16 protein-coding genes are annotated in these 19,456 nt (G+C 67.4%); 5 read left to right on the top strand and 11 right to left on the bottom strand.

Annotated features, from left to right (window positions below; genetic code table 11):
• Positions 1-109: 109 nt before the first annotated feature.
• Both K3A84_RS07715 and K3A84_RS07710 read left to right on the top strand, forming a co-directional pair.
• Positions 110-2,857, top strand: a complete 2,748-nt coding sequence (locus K3A84_RS07715) for an ATP-dependent DNA helicase (protein WP_225008737.1) — start codon at positions 110-112, stop codon at positions 2,855-2,857.
• Entirely contained in the window at positions 2,854-3,399 is a 546-nt protein-coding gene (locus K3A84_RS07710) for a SixA phosphatase family protein (protein WP_225008736.1), read from the top strand. Before K3A84_RS07715 ends, K3A84_RS07710 begins: the two co-directional genes overlap by 4 nt.
• 48 nt (positions 3,400-3,447) lie before the next feature.
• On the opposite strand, the gene K3A84_RS07705 is transcribed toward K3A84_RS07710, so the two are convergent.
• The 5 genes from K3A84_RS07705 to rpmF all read right to left on the bottom strand — a co-directional run bounded on the left by K3A84_RS07705 (position 3,448) and on the right by rpmF (position 6,659).
• A complete protein-coding gene (locus K3A84_RS07705) occupies positions 3,448-3,906 on the bottom strand; it encodes a MerR family transcriptional regulator (protein ID WP_225008735.1) in 459 nt (152 codons plus the stop codon).
• Between the two features lie 11 nt (positions 3,907-3,917).
• Positions 3,918-4,217: an integration host factor subunit alpha gene (locus K3A84_RS07700; RefSeq protein ID WP_225008734.1), complete on the bottom strand. Its 300-nt coding sequence runs from the start codon at positions 4,215-4,217 to the stop codon at positions 3,918-3,920.
• A gap of 142 nt (positions 4,218-4,359) precedes the next feature.
• A complete protein-coding gene (locus tag K3A84_RS07695; protein ID WP_225008733.1) occupies positions 4,360-5,337 on the bottom strand; it encodes a beta-ketoacyl-ACP synthase III in 978 nt (325 codons plus the stop codon).
• On the bottom strand, positions 5,334-6,449 hold the full coding sequence (gene plsX, locus K3A84_RS07690; protein ID WP_225008732.1) for a phosphate acyltransferase PlsX: 1,116 nt from the start codon (positions 6,447-6,449) through the stop codon (positions 5,334-5,336). The genes K3A84_RS07695 and plsX overlap by 4 nt, the downstream gene beginning before the upstream one ends.
• A gap of 30 nt (positions 6,450-6,479) precedes the next feature.
• Positions 6,480-6,659: a 50S ribosomal protein L32 gene (gene rpmF / locus K3A84_RS07685; protein WP_225008731.1), complete on the bottom strand. Its 180-nt coding sequence runs from the start codon at positions 6,657-6,659 to the stop codon at positions 6,480-6,482.
• A gap of 221 nt (positions 6,660-6,880) precedes the next feature.
• Between rpmF and K3A84_RS07680 the strand changes: the two genes are divergently transcribed.
• Positions 6,881-7,270: an MAPEG family protein gene (locus tag K3A84_RS07680; protein ID WP_225008730.1), complete on the top strand. Its 390-nt coding sequence runs from the start codon at positions 6,881-6,883 to the stop codon at positions 7,268-7,270.
• Positions 7,271-7,313: 43 nt separating this feature from the next.
• Here K3A84_RS07680 and K3A84_RS07675 read toward each other — a convergent pair whose 3' ends face one another.
• Positions 7,314-7,985, bottom strand: coding sequence for an MBL fold metallo-hydrolase (locus K3A84_RS07675; RefSeq protein WP_225008729.1), 672 nt, complete (start codon positions 7,983-7,985; stop codon positions 7,314-7,316).
• Between the two features lie 38 nt (positions 7,986-8,023).
• On the bottom strand, positions 8,024-8,752 hold the full coding sequence (locus K3A84_RS07670) for a S24 family peptidase (protein WP_225008728.1): 729 nt from the start codon (positions 8,750-8,752) through the stop codon (positions 8,024-8,026).
• A gap of 101 nt (positions 8,753-8,853) precedes the next feature.
• On the opposite strand from K3A84_RS07670, the gene K3A84_RS07665 reads away from it, so the two are divergent.
• Both K3A84_RS07665 and K3A84_RS07660 read left to right on the top strand, forming a co-directional pair.
• Positions 8,854-9,042 carry a hypothetical protein gene (locus tag K3A84_RS07665; RefSeq protein WP_225008727.1) on the top strand — a complete coding sequence of 63 codons (189 nt, stop codon included), beginning with the start codon at positions 8,854-8,856 and terminating at the stop codon, positions 9,040-9,042.
• Complete coding sequence (locus K3A84_RS07660; protein ID WP_225008726.1) at positions 9,032-9,403, top strand: hypothetical protein; 372 nt, start codon at positions 9,032-9,034, stop codon at positions 9,401-9,403. The genes K3A84_RS07665 and K3A84_RS07660 overlap by 11 nt, the downstream gene beginning before the upstream one ends.
• A 111-nt stretch (positions 9,404-9,514) precedes the next feature.
• On the opposite strand, the gene K3A84_RS07655 is transcribed toward K3A84_RS07660, so the two are convergent.
• Genes K3A84_RS07655 through K3A84_RS07640 form a run of 4 tightly spaced genes read right to left on the bottom strand, consistent with a single transcriptional unit; the run spans position 9,515 to position 19,435 of the window.
• On the bottom strand, positions 9,515-14,050 hold the full coding sequence (locus tag K3A84_RS07655; protein WP_225008910.1) for a hypothetical protein: 4,536 nt from the start codon (positions 14,048-14,050) through the stop codon (positions 9,515-9,517).
• Positions 14,051-14,106: 56 nt separating this feature from the next.
• On the bottom strand, positions 14,107-16,047 hold the full coding sequence (locus K3A84_RS07650) for a hypothetical protein (RefSeq protein WP_225008725.1): 1,941 nt from the start codon (positions 16,045-16,047) through the stop codon (positions 14,107-14,109).
• Positions 16,044-18,020 carry a heme-binding protein gene (locus K3A84_RS07645; RefSeq protein ID WP_225008724.1) on the bottom strand — a complete coding sequence of 659 codons (1,977 nt, stop codon included), beginning with the start codon at positions 18,018-18,020 and terminating at the stop codon, positions 16,044-16,046. The genes K3A84_RS07650 and K3A84_RS07645 overlap by 4 nt, the downstream gene beginning before the upstream one ends.
• Positions 18,020-19,435 carry a multiheme c-type cytochrome gene (locus K3A84_RS07640; RefSeq protein WP_318248288.1) on the bottom strand — a complete coding sequence of 472 codons (1,416 nt, stop codon included), beginning with the start codon at positions 19,433-19,435 and terminating at the stop codon, positions 18,020-18,022. Before K3A84_RS07640 ends, K3A84_RS07645 begins: the two co-directional genes overlap by 1 nt.
• Positions 19,436-19,456 lie beyond the last annotated feature (21 nt).

The following is a 19,456-nucleotide window of genomic DNA, read 5'->3' as shown; positions in this document are numbered from 1 at the left end:
TCCGTTTCAGTTTCCGAACCCAAGAACGGAAGTCGTCCGCGACGTTTAAGGGGCACGTGCGCACCGCCCATGACTTGAACCACGTTCCGTTTTCGTTCACTGATCGGCGATGGACCCGCTCGCGCTACCCGCGATTCACGCCAGCCATGGCGGCTGCTGGCTGCGCCAGGGCGACATGCTGGGCGCTGCCACGCGCGGCGTGGGCAAGGGCGAGGCGATCATGGCCGCGTCCGACACGCCGCTGCTTCTGCTCAATGCGCCGCTGGTTGCCAGCCGCCTCGGCTATCCCGACCTGTCGGGGCTCGACCTGCTCGAACTGTTCGCCTTCATCCACCCCGCGCGCTTCGTCGTGCCCACGCCCAAGGGCCTTGCCCATGCGCTCGGGCTGGAGGAGCCTGCGGGCGATGCCGCCGTGCCCGAACTGCTGCAACGTGCCGCCGCCGCGCTGCTCGCCCGCTGCGAGGCGGACGACTGGGCCGAGCGCGAAGGCGCGTGGACCGCGCTGCAATCGCTGGTGCGGCTGCGCTGGCCCTGGGCGACGCTGCTCTCCCCTCGCATCCGCAAGCCAGAGCGCGCCGAGCGCTGGCTGTTCACGCGCCTGCCCGAATGGGAGGAAGCGCCCGAACGCCCGCAACCCGCGCAAGTCACCCTTGGCGCGGCCGAGATCGGCCTGCGCCTCGCCGAACTGACCGGCGAGGGGGCAGAGGAACGCCCCGCGCAACTCGCCTTCGCCGAAGCGGCCGGCGCGGCCTTCGCTCCGCGCCGGGGCCAGCGCGAGCCGCACGTGGTGCTGGCGCAGGCGGGCACCGGCACGGGCAAGACGCTGGGCTATCTCGCGCCTGCATCGCTGTGGTCGGCGCGCAGCGGCGGCACGGTCTGGGTCTCCACTTATACCAAGGCGCTGCAACGCCAGCTGCGGCGCGAAAGCCGCCGCGCCTATGTCGAACAGCCCGGCCAGCAGCCACCCGTGGTGGTGCGCAAGGGGCGGGAAAACTACCTCTGCCTGCTCAATCTGGAAGATGCGCTGCAAGGCGGCTTCCAGGGCCGCGCGGCGATCCTCGCGCAACTGGTCGCGCGCTGGGCCGCCTATTCGCAGGACGGCGACATGATCGGCGGCGACCTGCCGGGCTGGCTGGGCACGCTGTTCCGCAAGCGCGGCATCGCGGCACTGACCGACCAGCGCGGCGAATGCGTCTATGCCGGCTGCCCGCATTACCGGAAGTGCTTCATCGAACGCTCAGCCCGCGCCTCGGCCGGCGCCCAGCTGGTGATCGCCAATCACGCGCTGGTCATGGTCAACGCTGCCCGCGCGCGCGACCTGCCCAACCGCCCGACGCGCGTGGTGTTCGACGAAGGCCATCACGTGTTCGAAGCGGCGGACTCCACCTTCTCCGCCGCGCTCACCGGAGCCGAGACGATCGAGCTGCGCCGCTGGGTGATCGGCCCCGAAGGCAAGTCGCGCGGGCGCAGGCGCGGCCTTTCGGCGCGGCTCGCCGATGTTGCCAGCTATGACGAGCAGGGCGCGCTTGCGATCTCCGAAGCGCGCGAAGCCGCCGAGGCGCTGCCCGGCGACGGCTGGCTGGGCCGCGTGGTCGAAGGCGCGCCTTCGGGCCCGCTCGAAGACCTCCTCGCCGCCGTGCGCGCGCTCGTCTACGCCCGCGACGAAAGCGGCGGCGCCGAAGCCGGCTACGGCCTTGAAACCGAAGTGGCGCAGCTCGACGGCGCGTTCGTCGAAGTGGCGGGTCGCGCGCAGGAGGCGCTGGAAATGCTGCGCCAGCCGCTCGTCCGGCTGGGGCTGCGGCTGGAGGCGCTGATCGAGGACGGGCCCGACTGGCTCGATGGCCCCGGGCGCGCCCGGATCGAAGGCGCGCGCGGGGCGATCGGCTGGCGCTGCGACCTGCTGGCAGGCTGGATCGCGCTGCTCGCCCGGCTGGGTGGCCCGGCAGACCGCGATTTCGTCGACTGGCTGGCGGTCGACCGTTCCGACGGGCGCGAATGGGACATCGGCCTGCACCGGCACCACCTTGATCCGATGAAGCCGTTCGCCGAAACCGTGCTGGCACCCGCCCACGGCGTGGTCATGACCAGCGCCACGCTATGCGATCGCAGCGGCGCCAGCGGCGATGACTGGGACAGCGCCGTGCAGAAAAGCGGCGCGCAGCATCTCGACATCGGGCCGAAGCTGTTTTCCGCCGAAAGCCCGTTCGACTATGCCGCACAAGCCGAAGTGCTGATCGTCACCGACGTGCCCAAGGGCGACATCGCCGCGCTGGCCGGCGCCTATGGCCGGCTGATCGAGGCGGCGGGCGGCGGCGCGCTCGGCCTGTTCACTGCGATCCGGCGCTTGCGCGCGGTCTATGGCCGCATCGCCGACCGGCTCGCACGCGCAGGGCTCGCGCTCTATGCCCAGCACGTAGATCCGATCGACACCGGCACGCTGGTCGATATCTTCCGCGATGATCCGCGCGCCTCGCTGCTCGGCACCGACGCCTTGCGCGACGGGGTGGACGTGCCGGGCGATTCGCTGCGCCTTGTCGTGATGGAGCAGGTGCCCTGGCCAAAGCCTTCGATCCTGCACCGCGCGCGCAGGCTGGCGGGCGGTGGCCAGCCGCACGACGACCGCATCATCCGCGCGCGGCTGGCGCAGGCCTTCGGACGGCTGATCCGCTCGGGCACCGACAAGGGGCACTTCGTGGTGCTGTCCTCGGCCTTCCCCTCGCGGCTGCTGACCGCGTTTCCGCCGGGCACGCCGGTAAAGCGCGTGACGCTGGATGCGGCTTTACAATTGGTCGCCACCGGTGTTTCAGGGGAAAGCCCGGCCGCGAGCCCGGCGCCACTCGACGGAAGGTCCGCGTGAAGACCCTGGCCCTGTTCCGCCACGCCAAGTCCGACTGGAGCGACGCGCGCGCGCGCGATTTCGACCGGCCGCTGAACTTGCGCGGCCAGCGTGGCGCGCTGGCGATGGGCCGGCACATCCGCTCCACCGGCCGCCGCTTCGACCGCATGATCGCCTCGCCCGCCGTGCGCGTGGCCGAAACGATCGAAACGTCGAGCAAGGCCTGGGGCCGCAGCTTTCCGGTCGAATGGGACCGCCGCATCTATCTCGCCAGCAGCGCCGTGCTGATGGACCTTCTGCGCGAAATCGCGGGTGATCCGGCCAGCGTGCTGATGGTCGGCCACAATCCCGGCCTCGAAGACCTGATCTTCGATCTCGTGCCAGATGACGGCGCCAGCCCCTTGCGCGCGATCGTCGAACAGAAGTTCCCCACCGCCACTTATGCCGTGATGGAACTCGCCATCGACACGTGGGCCGACCTCCAAGAAGGGTGCGCGCGGCTGGTCGAACTCAAGCGCCCGCGCGATCTCGATCCGGCGCTCGGGCCTGAACTGCCCGATTGAGGCTGTTTGTCCGCACCTGAACTGAGCAGCGCGCAGGCCTGCCCGCCCTTAGTCGGCGAGTGCTGCCGCCAGTCGTTCGCGGATGGTGTGCAGGTGCCCCGCCAGGATGCGCAAAGCTTCCACCACTTCGTCCTCGGGGCCACCATGTGCCAGCGTGGGCACGGGCGCGTCCGGCGCATGCAATTCGGCTTGTGGCTCGGCAGGCGCAGCCGCGACCCCGCCCTTGCTCTGCAGCGCCTGACGCGCGCCCTTGATGGTATAGCCTTCGCCGTGCAGCAGGCGATTGATCGTGGCGACCAGCGCCACGTCCTCAGGCCGGTAGTATCGCCGCCCGCCCGCGCGCGTCAGCGGGCGCAGCATCGGGAACTGCTCTTCCCAATAGCGCAGCACGTGCTGCTTCAGGCCCAGGGCCTTGGCTACCTCGCCGATGGTGCGCAGCGCTTCAGGCGCCTTGCCGTCATCGAAGACGGGGGCATCCTGAAGGTCTGAAATCGACGAGGCTGGCATCTACATCCTGTTCATTGCTCGGCGCAGATGCGGTCCTTGAGCATCTGGCTGGCGCGGAAGGTGAGCACGCGGCGCGGCGTGATCGGCACTTCGACCCCGGTCTTGGGATTGCGACCCACGCGCTCCGCCTTGTCGCGCAGCAGAAACGTGCCGAATCCCGAAATCTTGACGTTCTCGCCCTCGGACAGCGCCTCGCACATGTTGCGCAGGATCGCCTCCACCATGTCGAGCGAATCCGCCCGCGAGAGCCCCACCCGACGATTGATGCTTTCCGCAAGATCGGCGCGGGTCAATGTACCAATGGAACGCATTCCTCCAGATCCCCCCAGATTGAAGAATGGCGAGCATAACGCGAATTCTCGACAGCGCAATCCAATGCCCTGCGAATAAACGGAAATGCGCTTCGATGAAAAATCCGTGCGACGAACCGCCGCAAAAGGGACGGACGGGCCGTCAGACCCGCGCCAGGCAGGCGCCCCACGTGAAGCCGCCACCCATCGCTTCGAACATCACCAGGTCGCCCTTCTTGATACGCCCGTCCTTCACGGCGGTATCGAAAGCGAGCGGAACCGACGCCGCGCTGGTGTTGGCATGGCGATCTACCGTGACGATCACCTTGTCGGCGGGCAGGTCGAGCTTGCGCGCGGTGGCATCGAGGATGCGGTAGTTGGCCTGATGCGGCACAACCCAGTCGATGTCGGCGCTGGTGCGGCCGGCCGCTTCCAGCACTTCGGACAACACGCTGGCGAGGTTGGTGACGGCATGGCGGAACACTTCGCGCCCGCGCATCCGCACCTTGCCGACGGTGCCCGTGCTCGATACGCCGCCATCGACGTAGAGCATCTCGTTGTGTGCGCCATCGGCGTGGAGGCGCGTGGCGATCAGGCCCGGCGCCATCGGGTCGGTGTCGTCCACGTCCTGCGCTTCGAGCACGATCGCGCCCGCGCCATCGCCGAACAGCACGCAGGTGGTGCGGTCTTCCCAGTCGAGGATGCGGCTGAAGGTCTCGGCGCCGATCACCAGCGCGCGCCTGGCCATGCCCGTGCGCAGCATCGAATCGGCCGTCGCCATGGCATAAAGGAAGCCAGAACACACCGCCGCGATATCGAACGCGATGCCGCCATTGCAGCCCAGCTTGTCCTGCACAATCGTGGCCGTGGCGGGAAAGGTCTGGTCCGGCGTCGCGGTCGCCAGCACGATCAGGTCGATCGACTTCGCATCGACGCCCGCGGCGTCGAGCGCGGCGCGCGCGGCTTCGGTCGCCAGCGTCGAGGTCGTCTCGCCCTCGCCCGCGATGTAGCGCTGGCGGATGCCTGTGCGCTCGACGATCCATTCGTCGGTGGTGTCGACCATCGTCGCCATCTCGGCGTTGCGGACGACACGCTTCGGCAGTGCGGACCCGCTCCCCAGAATCACCGACCGCACGCTCATGCTCCTTCAGCCTGTTCGCTCTTGGCGCCCTGTTCGTTCTTGGCCGCCCCGGCTCCGTTCTTGCCGTTGCGCCCCGACGTGCGGATCGTCTCGGCGCCCACACGCGCCAGATCGAGCGCGATGCGCTCGGTCAGATTTTCCTCGAGCAGCCGCGCCGCCACCGCCACCGCATGCGCCACGCCCAGCGCCGAAGCGCCGCCATGGCTCTTCACCACCAGCCCGTTGAGGCCGAGGAAGACCGCGCCGTTGTGGTTGTTGGGATCGAGATGGTGCTTGAGCAGCTCGGTCGCCGGCTTCGAGATCAGGAAGCCGAACTTCGAGCGCAGCGACGACGAGAAGCTGCGGCGCAGCAGGTCGGCCACGAAGCGCGCCGCGCCTTCCATCGCCTTCAGCGCGATGTTGCCGGAAAAGCCGTCGGTGACGACCACGTCGACATCACCGCGCGAAAGCTTGTCCGCCTCGATGAAACCGTCGAACGAGAACGCCAGCGCTTCTGCCGCCGCCTTCAGCTCGGCCGCGGCATCGCGCAGGTTGTCGGTGCCCTTGGTCTCTTCGCTGCCGATGTTGAGCAAGCGCACGCTCGGCGCGTCCAGCCCGTTGACGATGCGCGCATAGGCAGCACCCATGATCGCGAACTGGATCAGGTTGCGCGCATCGCACTCGGCGTTGGCGCCAAGGTCGAGCATGACGAGGTCGTGCTCGCCCAAGGTCGGCAGCAGCGCCGCAAGCGCGGGCCGGTCGATGCCGGGCATGGTGCGCAGCGCCAGCTTGGCCATGGCCATCAGCGCGCCGGTATTGCCGGCGCTGACCGCGACGCCGGCCTGGCCGCGCTTCACGGCGTCGATGGCAAGGCCCATCGACGTGGTCTTGGCACGGCGCAGCGCCTGCGTCGGCTTCTCGTCGCCCGACACGACATCGGGCGCGTGGAGAATCTCCGACGCGGCACGCAGGTTGGGATGGCTTTCGAGCGCGGCCTTGATCCGCGCCTCATCGCCGACGAGGAGGAACTGGAAACGATCGTGGCGGCGACGGGCGAGCGCCGCGCCTTCGATCATCACGCGCACGCCCTCATCGCCGCCCATCGCATCAACGGCGATACGCGGCAGGCTCATCTTCTGGCGACCCCCCCGGAACCTGTCAGCTCAGAGGCCGACGGCGAGGACTTCGCGACCGTTGTAGTGACCGCAGGCCGTGCACAGGTTGTGCGGGCGCTTGAGTTCACCGCAGTTCGAGCATTCGTGGAATGCGTCAACCTTCAGCGCATCATGGCTGCGACGCATACCGCGACGGCTGGGGCTGGTCTTTCGCTTGGGGACGGCCATTTCGGCACCTGTTCCTGAATTAAAGTCGTTGTGTCACGGGCGCGATAGGGAAATCGGTTCCGTCACACAACCCCTGCACGATAGAGTCGGCAAGAAGACGAGATCGGGGATTCGCCAATCGCGGGCGAAGGCGCGGCCTATACGGATTTTCGGATGCTTTGCAAGCAGGCCCGCGCTAGCATGATCGTGGGATCACAGAATCCGGGGGAGTATAAAAGAGGATGTTCCTGCCCATTACCCTGGCCTCGGCAGCAGCCGCGGCCTTCATCAACGTGTGGCTTTCGGTGCGCATCGGCATGATCCGCACCGCCAAGAAGATCTCCATCGGCGACGGTGGCGACGAAGACCTGATCCGCCGGATGCGCGCGCAGGCGAATTTCATCGAGAATACCCCGATCGTGCTGGTGCTGATCGCCGCGATCGAGTTCGCGCGCACCGGCAATCCCTGGCTGATGGGGGTGGCCGCGGCCTATGCCCTCGGCCGCGTGGCGCATGGCGTTGGCATGGACGGCGGGCCACTGGGCTTCGGTCGCACCGTGGGCACGCTGATCACGATGCTGACCCAACTCGGTCTCGCCACCTGGGCGGTGACGATCGCGCTGGATATGTGAGGGACAGGCGGGGCGCCATCGGCACGCGCGCCCCGCCCGGCCTTCAGCTCAGCATGTAGTCGCTGACGAAGGCATTCATCTTGCGCTCGCGCCCGAAGGTGCTGGTGGGCCCGTGGCCCGGCACGAAGGTCACCTCGTTGCCCAGCGGCCAGAGCTTCTGCGTGATCGAATCGATCAGCTGCTGGTGATTGCCCAGCGGGAAGTCGGTGCGCCCGATGGAGCCCTGGAACAGCACGTCGCCCACGATCGCGAAGTTCGACGGGCCATGGTGGAACACGACATGGCCCGGCGTGTGGCCGGGGCAGTGGATCACGTCGAGCACCAGATCGCCCACCGTCACCGTGTCGCCATCGTGCAGCCACCGCGTGGGTTCGAACACTTCGCCGTCGATGCCGTACTTGGCCCCGTCCTCGCCCAGCTTGGCAATCCAGTAGCGGTCGGCTTCCTCCGGCCCCTCGATCGGCACGCCCAGTTCGCGCGCGAAGATGCCGACGCTTCCACAGTGGTCGATGTGGCCGTGGGTCACGAGCAGCTTCTCGATCGTCACGCCGGTCTTCTCGACCGCCTGCCGCAACCGCGCCAGATCGCCGCCTGCATCGATGAAGGCCCCGCGCATGGTCTTGGTGCACCACACCAGCGTGCAGTTCTGCTGCAGGGGCGTGACGGGGATGATCGCCACCTTCATCGGCGGCTCGTTCTGGATCGCTTCGGTCATGGCGCGGAAGATGGCGGCTAAGCCCTACTCACGCAAGCCTAGAGCCGCCCGCCCTTCCACACCACGCGGCCGACGATCTCGACCTCGCTCACCGCACGCTCCATGCGCGGATAGGCGGGGTTGTCGCTGATCACGCGGATCGTGCCCGCAGGCCCTGTCTCCAGCCGCTTGACCAGCAGCACGTCGTCCAGCCGAATCACATGGACGCCCGCGCGCATCGGGCGCGGGCTGCGGTCGACGAGGATCTCGTCGCCATCGCGCAACGTCGGCTCCATCGAATCGCCCTCGACCTCGATCACCGAAAGGTTGGCCGGCTCGAGCCCCTGCCCCTTGAGCCAGCGGTTGCTGAAGCGCAGGCGCCCCGAAGGAATTTCCTCGCCCGCCATCGCACCCGGCCCCGCCGATGCGCCAAGCGGCAGGCGCGGGATGTCAGCCCATTCGGCCAGGACCGCCGCCGCCGGGCGTAGTGGCTGCCGCGGCGCGACGCCGGGAAGGTCGACCACCACCACGCCTTCACGCGATGGCGCGCCCAGCTCCGTCTCGTCCACACCGAAGAACTCGGCCAGCGTACGACGGTCGTTCTCCTCCAGCTTGCGCGGGCTGCCCTTGCGCACGAACTGCTGGAGGTAGGTGGTGTTGCGCCCGATCAGCGCAGACAGCGCGGCAAGGCTCACGCCACGCGCCGTCGCCAGCCCCATCAGCCGCCCCCGCGCATCGTCGATGCCGGTTTCCCCCGCCAGATCAGCGCCTTGGCCAGACCTTGCCATTTCCTTACTCCACTTTCGAAGGACTTTTCCTAGATTAGTTGGATTTCACCGTCAACATAGGATTTATCCAATATCGAGTCGCGGAGGAAAGGAACGCTTCCATGCTCATCCAGAAGATCGAGAAGTTCATTGCAGTGACGGGAATGCCCGTGACCAAGTTCGGCCGCCTCGCCGCGCACGATCCACGCCTGATCGGCGATTTGCGCAACGGCCGCGATCCGCGTCCCGCGATGATCTCGCGGGTGGAACATTTCATGAACGAATACTGGGGGACTGTCCATGCTGCTTGATCTGAACGCGTTTCTGAACGCCGAACCGAAGGCCCCGCGCGTGCGGCCGACCACGGGCGAACGCCTCGTCGCCGCGCTGCGAAAGCTCGCCGGGGAGCGCGCCGAGATCGTCAGTCACAGCGAAACGGCCTGGGCCAGCGTCACCTTCACCGGCTCGCGTCACACGGTGCTGCTGCGCTTCAATGGGTGGGAGGCCTGCGACGATGGCGAGAACTTCGTCGCCGACCTGCCCGACCACGAATTCACCCTGCCCTGCGTGCTCGTGGCCGATGCCACGGTGACGCGCAACGAACAGGTGCTGCTGCCCGAACCGGCGATGGACGTCGAAGTCGAGCTGCTGCTGCTCGACAACCGCGACTGAGCGCTCTGGCACCACGGCGCGATCGCACACGCCGTGACGCCAAAGGGCAACCTGTCGCCGGAAGACGTCCCGGGAGCGCGAGGGTGATACCCCTCGCATTTCCCTTCTTCCTCAATCCATCCGCGATTTCGCCATCAACTGCGGCGCGGTCTTCGCACCCACCCACAGCTTCATGTCGACGCTGTTCGACACCTTGAACGGCTCACCCCGGCTGTTGAGGAACAGCTCCTCCATTTCGGTACGGTTGAAGGGCCGCGAGCCCAACCGCCCGAAGATCGCGATCTGTCCGCCGGTTTCATCGACGCCGCGATCGCGATCAAGCCCCTTGGACATGGCCAGCGCCGGGCTCGGCGTACGCGCCCAGGCGATCAGTTCGGGCTTCGGTTCGGGCGCGAAGCCATAGAAGTTGGGCTGGCTGGCCGGGCTGGTCAGCTGCACCACCTTCATCCCGTTGCGCCCATCGGCGACGTAGGCGAACAGCGAGGCATTGGTGGATGCGACGATCACGTCCTCGGCATCGTTGAGCTGACCATCCGCGGTATAGGCCTGATAGATGGCGGGCCGCGTCGGCGCGGTCACATCGACGATCACCAGCCCCTGCCCCTTGGCCGCGACATAGGCATAGGTGCGCGCGACATAGACCCGGCGCGCATCGGCGAGCGCGACGGTCGCCTGCGGCACGGGCCTCGGCTGCGCGAGGTTGGTCACGTCCATCAGTTCGAGGCCGTTGGCCGTCGTCACCCACAGGTAGCGGAACTGCATCGCGCTGGCGCGCGGATCGCGCAAGGGCACGACCGAGGTGACCATCGGGTTCAGGCAGGTAGCCTTGTCCGACACTTCACAGGGCTTGTCCGACGACCACGCCACCGGCAGGTGGACGGTCACCAATGCCTTGTCGGTGACGATATAGGCATAGTCGCCCGCCAACGTGATGTGCCGCGCGCCGGTCAGCACCCCGCCCGGATTGAACGTCAGCGCGCGGGTGAAGAAGTTGTTGCGGAACTCGCCATCGGCCAGCGTATCGACGTTGACCGCGATCAGCCCTTCGACCGCGTCGGTGACGAAGGCATAGTGATAGACCGGGCTGAACGGCTGTTCCTGGTTGATCCCGCGCAGCTCGACCGTGTTGCGCGTCGGCGCAATCGACTGGTTGGTCGGCAGCGCCATGCAGGTGGCGTTGCTGGTCTTGACGTGGGTGTCATGCCCCAGCGGCGAGAACGGCGCGGTGGTGATCCGCTCGGAGAAGCCCTTGTTGGCGACCGAGGCGATGTCATAGGCGCGGAAGCCGCCCGTGCCTTCGGCCACGAACATGTATTCGCCGCGCATCTGCAGGCACCGCACCGCGTCTGCCGTGCCCTTGGTCACGTTGGTGAACTGCTCGCGGCCCGTCGTCTCGCCCGAGAGCTTGCCGTCCATGATCGCGCCGCGCGTCCAGTCCTTCAGCTCGCGCCCGTTCTTCTCGACGTGCTGGCGGTAGAAGTCCGGATAGGCATAGCGGTGCAGGTAGGAGCCGATCACCGCCTGCGGTTCATCCCATTCGGTCACGCGCACCGCCTCGAACCCGCCGGACAGGCCGGTCCAGGCGTTCATCCCGACGAAGTTGACGGTGTTGGTGCCGAGCAGCAGCAGCTGCGCCATGATCGCGTTGTTATCGTCCTGATCCGACAGGTGGCAGTCGGTGCACTGCTTGGTTTCCTGCTTGCGGACGGTGTGCGGGAAATGCGGCGCAAAGGCCTGCGACGAGTAGCCGATCGCCGAAATCGGCGGCTGCTGCACGTAGATGCGTTCGCGGTTGATGTTGGTCGACGACAGGATCAGCGCCGAGCTGGAGCGGATCGGCGCGGTGATGGCCTTGCCCGAAACCGGGTTACCCGCCGCATCGAACTGCACCGGATCGCTGCCCGACGACTTGTTGCGCTGGTGCTTGCCCAACTGGAACATGTCGTCGCGCGCGACCTGCGGGTTATAGGTCGCATAGTTGCGGGTGTAGTCTTCCTCGTACTTGTGGACCGCGCTCTTCCAGTTGGCCTCGATCGGCAGGTGGCAGCCCGCGCAGCTCGTCGACCAGCTGAGGTGGCAGGTGAAGCACGCCATGTCGTCGTCGCGGTGCGCGCGCGCTTCCTTGGGGATGCCAAGACCGAAGCGGTACATCCCGTCCTCGGCGGCGGACTTCGCCATCAGCTTGGCGCGCGCGGCCTTGGGGTTGAACACCGGCTTGCCGTTCGGTTCGACCACGCCCTGATACTGCGGATCGACCGATTCGTTCACGAGGCTGACGCGCCAGGTCAGTTTGGGATCGATGATCGAGCGTTGCAGCAGCACGCGCCGGCCGTTCTCGACGGTCCATTCGAAGCGGCGCTGGCCATCGGCATTGCGCAGCAGCGACAGGTTGGTGCCGCCCTTGGGCGCGGCAAGGTTCGAGGTCAGCAGCGTGGGCAAGGCATCGGGCGTGCCGTGGCAATCCTTGCAGCCGATTTCCACCGCGTTGGCGACTTCGCCATAGATCAACCCGTTGCCGTGGCTGTCCTGCGCGAAGTGACAATCGGCGCACTGCATCCCGACCTGCGCGTGGATGTCCATCATGTGCACCGACTTGCCGGGATTGTCATAGCCCGGATCGACGAACTTGCCTTCCCCGGCCTTGCGCCACTTTTCCGGATCGTCGGGGCTGACGATGTGCGCCTTGTCGGTGCCATAGCTCGTCATGTCGCCCTGATCGTCCAGCAGATTGCCGCGCCGGTCGCGCTTCAGGATGGCGCGGAAGTTCCAGCCGTGGCCGTGGTAATCGGCAAACTGCGTGTCCTTGTTGCCCGCGTTGAGGTCATAGACGTTGCGCAGGAATTCGACATCGCGCCACAGGCCGCGCGCCGACGCGCCCTCGGGATTGCGATCGAGCACTTCGCGCGCCTCGACCATGGTGGGATGGAACTGCGTCTTGAATGCCTTCTGCCACTGCGCGTCGGTCAGGCCTTCTGGACGGGGCGAGGCGTTCTCGCGGCCCGGCCACATCCTCGGCGCGTCGGATTCATAGTCCCACATGATGTAGCCGAGGTAGGTGTTCAGGAAGATGTTCGGCTGGTGCATGTGGCAGTTCATGCACTGCGCCGTCGGGATCGCGCGGGTGAAGGCGTGGACCAGCGGGTGCCCGCGCTCGCGCTCCTGCATCGGCACGTAGCCCCCGGCGGCAGGGCCGTGCATCCCCTCCCCGCCCTTGGCATGGCCCTTGGCATCCAGCCCCGCCGCCGCGTGTGCCTCGGCTTGGCCCATGCGGTGATCGTCGGCCGAGCCGTGCGGGGCCACGCCCTGCGCGGGGGCAAAGGTCAGCTGTTCGGCAGACGCGATGGCGCGCGCGCAATCGCCCGCCATATCAGCGCTTTCCTCGGGGTCCGAAGCATCGCCGCCGAGGTACTTGCCCTTGCCGCCGAGCACCGTGGAGCGCACCCGCTCCTCGTGATGCTCCTTGGCGACATCATACGTGCCATAGGCGCCGGTGCGGTGTTCGCCTTCGCGCAAGCCGTTGATCGTCGGATCGACGGTGATCGTCTGCCCGTCGCGCCCGCACTTGCCATATAGCGAGGAATGGCGCGGCTCGCGGTCGTTGGCGTAGATCACGTGGCACGCCGCGCAGCCCGACGAGCGGTAGTCGCCCGGCTGGTCGTTGGTGCCCATCTGGAACAGGAACGGGTCGTTCAGGCGCGTCTTGTGGATGTTCAGCACCGGGATCGCCACGCGCAGGCCCGTAGCCGCGCCGCGATTGGATTGCTTGAGATCCGGCCGCCCCGGCTCCTCCAGCTTCTGGATCGAGCCAGTGGAATTGGGCAGGCCGATTTCGGGGAACTGCGGATTGATCGTGCGCCCGCCGTCCTCGAACACGCGGAACACGTCGCCCGGAGGGATCGAGTTCCAGCGCGGCAGCGGATAGAGGATCGGCAGCGCGCCGCGCGCCTTTTCGGCGGGCGTGACGGTGCCCCACATCGGCTTGCCGTCGGCGCCGATCTGCGTCGAGGCCGACTTGAGCAGCGCGGGCTCGCCCTTGCGGGTGAAGCTTTCGCCGAACATGTAGTTCTTGAACGGCACGATGCCGTTATTATACGCCGCCCCGCCCCACAGCATCGCGCCCGTGCTCATCAGCGAACGTTCCGACGCCTCGATCATCTGCATGTGGCAGGCCCCGCAGGCATCGCGCGCGACGCGATAGTCCGACGGATTGACGAAGCGGATGAACTCCGGGCTTTCCTTGGCCAGCAGCGCATAGGACCGCTTCGGATTGGCCGAGCTGGGCCAGCCCCACGCGCCGGGAAAGCGCGGCAGCACGTGCGCGTCCTTCAGCGCCGCCAGATAGTCGATCGAACCCCGGCTCCAGCGGCGATCGGCGATCACCTTGGTATTGCCGCCATGGCAATCCGCGCACGACAGCACCACGGCGGGGCTGGCGTGCATCGTCCGGTGGTCGCTCTGCGTGTGGCACGAAACGCAGCCCGCATTGGCGCGGTCGACGTTGGCCCACTGCTCTTGCACTGTGTCGCCCGGCTGAACGCGCGGCGCAGGCGGCGCGCGGGTATGCGTGACCTTCTGCGGAATTTCCTCGCCCGAGGCCCACAGCGCGGTGGGCACCAGCAGCGCCGCCAGAACCAGCGCCAGCCACATGGCAAGACGGCGGCGGAGCGAAGGGGCGGAAAGATCGAGAGTCATCGCGCGCACCATCAGAACGCCAGAGTCGCGTTGGCGAGAACGGAATAGAACTGCTGCCCGTGGCCGCGCTGGTCGAACAGGTCGCGGAAGCCCGATCCTGCCGCCAGCATCGCGCCCGAAAGGCGGAACACCACGTTCTGCGCCGCCTTGGGCCGCCAGATCGTGGACACCGAAAGATCCCAGCCGATGCTCTTGGGGATCGAGCCTTCATTCCGAAGAACCTGCATGATCTTGGTGTTCTGGAACCAGAGATGGTTGGCGTTCGTCGAAACGCGCAAGTTGGGCGTCAGGTCGAAATCACCGCCGATCCCGGCCAGCACGGTGCCGGGATTGGTGAAGTTCGACTGGCCCTCGTCCTTTGACGAGCGCAGCGAATTGAGAATGCCGTTGCGCCCGTTGACCGAGATCACCCGGCCCCCGCCCGCAAACGGGATCGACTGGCGAATCCAGTACGAGGTATCGGCGCCTGCAAACTGCGGGTTCTCCGAAATCGCGTCGAACCCGCCCTCGACCTTGTCATAGGGGTCGCTGTCGCCGCTGGCCCAAAGCCCTGAAAGGCGAAAGCGCATCCAGTCCTTGTCATAGCTCGCCTCGGCGGCAGCCATGAACGCGCGGATCGCGGTCGGCTTGTCGGTCAGGAAGTTGTTCCGGTCCTGCCCCAGCGCGCCATAGACCTGCCCCGTCAGGTTGATCCGCCCGAAATGCCCGTCGACCGCATAGCCGAGGTAGGTCACATCATATTCGCGCGGACGCAGCGTGCCCATCAGCGCGGGCCGCACCGGAAAACCGTTGTCGTCGATGTAGATCCGGTCCTCGCGGTTGCGGTTGTACGTGACCGAGACCTGGCTGGTCAGGCCCACCACCGGGAAATCCTGGCGATAGAGATTGCCGGTCAGGATCCAGTCGCGCCGCAGCGGCTTGGTGAAGTCGTTGAGCCCGGTGTTGGTGTCCTTCTCGATCCGCCAAAACGCGGCGAGGTTGAACTGCCAGCGGTTGTTGTCGCGGTTGCCGAACAGGCGCAGGCCCAACTGGTTGTCCTGAAACAGGAAACCCCGGAAATCCGACTGGAACGGCTGGATCCCGGCGCGCAGGCTCACGAAGTCGAACCGCTTCGTGTCGAACCGCCCGATGTGGTAATCGACGAAGGCTTCCTGCACGCCGATGAAGCCATCGGTGCGGGTCGTGCCCTTCGACGGTTCGACATAGAGCACGCGCCGCGCAGGAACCTGCACGCGGTTGATGTTGCCCGCCAGCACCAGGCGGTATTCCACGACCGGCGGCTTGAACGCGGTCAGCCCCTTGAGCAGCGATGCGCCGACGATGAAGGTCTGCGACAGGACCAGGCTGTTCGAGCGCCCGAAGGTGTCGTTCTCGCCCGGATTGGCGGTCGTCTGGTTGCCCACCGGAATCGGGAAGCTGCGCGGCTCGATCACGGTGTCGGACACGCCGTTGAGGATCAGGAACCAGTCGTCGCCCTTGAGGAAGCCCGGTCGCTTGCCCCGCGCGAGCGGCTGGTCGCCCTTCAGCAGGTTGTGGTGAAAGGGATCGGCCTTGGAATGGCAGGCCGCCGCAAGGTTGGGATAGAGCGTGAAAATGGCGCGGTCGGTCACGCCGGTCTTCGCGTCTTTCGTGGGGCACAGCGACGAAACGATGCGCCAGCGATCGGGCACCGCGACATCGAGGCTCAGCGAATCGAGCGGCCCTTCGCCATCGTACTTTTCATAGAACGCTTCGGGTTCGGGCGCGTTGACCGCGCCGGGGTTGTCCTGCTCGACCTTGTCGGGAAGCTGCTTCTCGAACCCGGGCCGGCGCCGCCCATCAAGCAGCACGTCCTCCGCCGTCCCGGTGCCCGGCGCCGCGCCCGTGCCTTCGGGCGCGGTCGTCGGCTGCGCCTGCGACACCGGCTCGGCCAGGGCCAGCGCCGGGGCGACGAGGAGCGAGGCCGCGATCACAGGCCCTCGCAGACGTTCTGCTTGTCGGTATCAAGGAACGGCGCGAACGGGCAGTTGACGTAGCGCAGCCGCACGCCCTCGCCCACGTTCACGACGATCGTGTCGGCGCGCATGTCCTTGGGCGCATTGCCGATTCCGCCCACCTTCTGCCCGCCATCGTTCGCCCCGAGGAAGGCGATCATGTCGTCCTGATCGATACCGTCGCCCGAAACGCCGATTGCGCCGACCAGTTGCGTGCCGCGATAGATCGGCACCGAACCGGGGAATATCTGGATGCCGTTGGCAAGCCGCTTCTTGCCGCCCGGCGCATCGGGCACGTTGCTGCACTGGTGCTTGACGTCGGTGCCGCTCGCCCCGGTGACAAAGCCCACGTGCGCGAACAGATCGTTGGCGATCAACAAACTCTGCAGCCCCGTGGCAAACGGACTCCACTGGTCGATCGGCAGCGAGAGCGGGCCATTGGGCCGACCCACTTCGCCATCGGGGAAATAGGGCCGCGACAGGTTCCCGCCCGAACGGTCGGCAAAGGCCTTGGTCCCGGTCAGCGCGTTCGGATCCCCCAGGAACGTGCGCGCCGCCGCCACATGACCGGCCACCCCGTCATCGCCATCGCCCAGCAACTGGCTCGCCGCCACCTTGTTCGAAAAGAACGCCGCCGTCCGCGCCTTCTGCAGCGAAACGTCGGTTCCGAAGATCGGCGCATCGGGGGCGCGCACCACGCCCAGCGGCGTGCCGTAAGTATCAACCACCGAGATCGTCACTTCGGCGCGGCTGTCGAGCGGACGGCGGATCTGCGCGCGCGCACGGCTCATCACGGTGAACGCCGCTTCCATCACGCTGCGCACTTCGGCCGCGCTCAGCGCCTGCCCCACGTCTGCGCCATCGCTGCCCGCCCGGATCGGAAAGCGGTTCCTGCCCGCACCATCGGTCAGCACGAAGGCATCGGGGTTGGAGAACTCCGCGCTCGTGGCGTAGCGGAAGCCGCTGCCTTCGCTGCCATAAGCCGTGCCCGCGATGATCGCCCCCGCGAAATAGCCGGTCACCGGCAGCAGCGTACCGCCCGTCCCGTCGATCGCGGCATAGTCGCTCTTGAGCGGGTGCAGATTGCCGACGACCGCATCGGTAAAGCGCAGCGTTGTGCCATCGACCGGAATCTTGTCCGCGCGGATCGCGGCAGGCGGTTCGAAGCCCTGGATGCCCGCCAGCGCGGCATATTCCTCGGCATCGTTGTCGACATCGGTGACGTCCGGATCAAAGCCGTAGTCCTCGTCCGCCATCACGCCGACAGCGCCGACGACCACCCCGTTCTTGTAGAGCGGCAGCCCGCCGGGATCGGCCGACAGCCCCAACGGCGAACGCTTCGGCCCGATGAACGCGCCGCTTCCGCCAGCGCTGGCGAAGCGGGTGTTGAGATCTGAACAGGGCAACTGGCTGAACTGCACGCCGAACAGCGGCCCGCTTTCCAGCCCCGGCGTGTTCGGCGCGGGCGGGAAATGCTGCTGCACGATCATGCTCGCCGTGCGCGTGGAAAAGGCGTTTCCGCTGGAAGAGAGATAGGCCGCCGTCACAGCCTTGGCGATGGCGCCCGCCGCAGAGGGCAGAAGCTTGCCCGGAAGCACGTTGTCGCCGCCGATCGGCGTGCCCGCCCCGCTGCGCGTGTTGACCGTCATGGTCATGGGCGCGCCGTTCATGTGATAGACAGCCAGCACGTTGCCCACGCGATCGACCACCGCGATCACCGCAGGCTTGCTGCGGGCCTGCGCCTCGCCCACGGCTTGCGCCACCACTTTCTGCACGTCGGACACGCTCAGCGATTCCGACGCCAGTTCGGGATAGAGCCGCCCGGTTCCCGGCGTGGACGTGGGCTGCGGCGCGACCGACCCCGACGAATCCCCGCCGCCGCACCCGGCCAGCGCCAGCGAGAGCGCGGAAACCAGCCCGACCGGCGCTTTCCTGAAAGCTGCGAGTCCCATCAGCGCAGGCTCCGGATCGAACGGATCGCGCCGCCCAGCGCTTGGCGGAAGGCGATCGGGCGATAGCCGTTGGGCTCCTTCACCGCCGCATAGGCCTGGTTGATCTGCACGCGCAGGCCCGTGGCCGCTGCGCCTGAGACCTGCCCTGCATTGACCATGCCGTTCAGCAGCGTGTCGATCGCCATGACCGACTGCACCGAACCTTCATAGTCGGTGAAGCGGTCGGAAATCGCATCGCTGGCAATGGCGTCCATGATCGCGAACGTGCGCTCGCGCCCGAACTCCGCGCCCGACATCCGCGCCGAAAGCGCCTGTGCGCTCTGGCGCAGCGCCTGCGCCGCGGCGACCGTTTCTGCGCGGTTGGCGGCCATGGCGCGGTGGAACGCCTTGGCCCGGGCATCGAACGGCCCTGCCAGATCGGGCGCGATCACCTTGGCCGCGGCCAGCAACATGATCATGTTCTCGTCGTTGAACGGCGGCATCCCCTGCGGGATCGGTCGACCGGGATTGGGCACCGCCGTCACGTGCGCGTCCTCGCCGTCGATGATGCGGCGGTGGCACGAATGGCAGTCGTAGAAGGTGAATTCGGGGAAGATCCCGGCGCTGGCCTTGCCCGGCTGGCTGAACAGTTCAAGGCTGCGCTGCACCGCCTCGGCCTGGCCCACCGCCCACATCCGCACGGAATTGGTGCGGCCCCCCTTGCGCTGGACATAGTCGGCATCCTCGTCGTGGTGCGCCTGCAGCGTCGAGAACAGGTCCAGCTCGAACGAGATGCGCGGATGCCCCGCCGCCATGATCCGGTGCGCGATGAACTGCCCGCGCCCGTCGCCTGAAAGGTGGCAATCGAGGCAGACCTGCGCGCGCACGGCGGGAACGACCAGGTCGGTCATGCCCTGCGCCACGTTGCGGCGATGACTCGCCCCCACGGCATAGTGCGTGGAGAGCCAGCCGCCCGCGGCCCCGTGGCAGGCCTCGCAATCGACGCCATCGGACAGCCGGACGGCGCCCGGCGAGGCATGGCAACCCGCGCATTCGCGCTGCACGCCCGCGCCATCGAGGCCCAGCCTGCGCGCGATTTCCTGCCCGCGCGGGCCTTCGACCACGCGCCAGGCACGGCTATGCGCTCCGCCGGGCGAGCTTTCCTCCTGCCAGCGCGCGAGTTCGTCCTGACGCACCGGGGTGCCGCTGGGCACCGATCGGCCATGGCAGGTAGAGCCCGCGCACGAGGCCACGCCCTGATGCGCGCGATCGCTTGACGCAGCGCTTTCCGCCTTGAGCGGCGCAGGCGCGAGCAACGCGGCGCTGAGCGCGGCGCTCGCCATCGCGAGACACAGCAGCACGGCCGCCCACCCGGCGCGCGGCGCGGTCCGGCAGGCAGCCAAAAGCTGCCGCAACGACGTGGATGTGCCCTGCATTGCCCCTCGTTCCTGCCGCAC

Origin of the sequence: Novosphingobium percolationis, from assembly GCF_020179425.1 — a bacterium.
In the GTDB taxonomy this organism is placed as follows: Bacteria; Pseudomonadota; Alphaproteobacteria; order Sphingomonadales; family Sphingomonadaceae; genus Novosphingobium; species Novosphingobium percolationis.
The sequence above is the reverse complement of the archived record's forward strand: the minus strand, read 5'-3'. Positions and strand labels throughout refer to the sequence as shown.

Excerpts from the sequence above, each read along its gene's own strand:
- K3A84_RS07715 (WP_225008737.1), top strand. The coding sequence starts at position 110 with ATGGACCCGCTCGCGCTACCCGCGATTCACGCCAGCCATGGCGGCTGC.
- K3A84_RS07705 (WP_225008735.1), bottom strand. The coding sequence starts at position 3,906 with ATGCCAGCCTCGTCGATTTCAGACCTTCAGGATGCCCCCGTCTTCGAT.
- K3A84_RS07700 (WP_225008734.1), bottom strand. The coding sequence starts at position 4,217 with ATGCGTTCCATTGGTACATTGACCCGCGCCGATCTTGCGGAAAGCATC.
- K3A84_RS07695 (WP_225008733.1), bottom strand. The coding sequence starts at position 5,337 with ATGAGCGTGCGGTCGGTGATTCTGGGGAGCGGGTCCGCACTGCCGAAG.
- plsX (WP_225008732.1), bottom strand. The coding sequence starts at position 6,449 with ATGAGCCTGCCGCGTATCGCCGTTGATGCGATGGGCGGCGATGAGGGC.
- rpmF (WP_225008731.1), bottom strand. The coding sequence starts at position 6,659 with ATGGCCGTCCCCAAGCGAAAGACCAGCCCCAGCCGTCGCGGTATGCGT.
- K3A84_RS07680 (WP_225008730.1), top strand. The coding sequence starts at position 6,881 with ATGTTCCTGCCCATTACCCTGGCCTCGGCAGCAGCCGCGGCCTTCATC.
- K3A84_RS07675 (WP_225008729.1), bottom strand. The coding sequence starts at position 7,985 with ATGACCGAAGCGATCCAGAACGAGCCGCCGATGAAGGTGGCGATCATC.
- K3A84_RS07670 (WP_225008728.1), bottom strand. The coding sequence starts at position 8,752 with ATGGCAAGGTCTGGCCAAGGCGCTGATCTGGCGGGGGAAACCGGCATC.
- K3A84_RS07665 (WP_225008727.1), top strand. The coding sequence starts at position 8,854 with ATGCTCATCCAGAAGATCGAGAAGTTCATTGCAGTGACGGGAATGCCC.
- K3A84_RS07660 (WP_225008726.1), top strand. The coding sequence starts at position 9,032 with ATGCTGCTTGATCTGAACGCGTTTCTGAACGCCGAACCGAAGGCCCCG.
- K3A84_RS07655 (WP_225008910.1), bottom strand. The coding sequence starts at position 14,050 with ATGTGGCTGGCGCTGGTTCTGGCGGCGCTGCTGGTGCCCACCGCGCTG.
- K3A84_RS07645 (WP_225008724.1), bottom strand. The coding sequence starts at position 18,020 with ATGGGACTCGCAGCTTTCAGGAAAGCGCCGGTCGGGCTGGTTTCCGCG.
- K3A84_RS07640 (WP_318248288.1), bottom strand. The coding sequence starts at position 19,435 with ATGCAGGGCACATCCACGTCGTTGCGGCAGCTTTTGGCTGCCTGCCGG.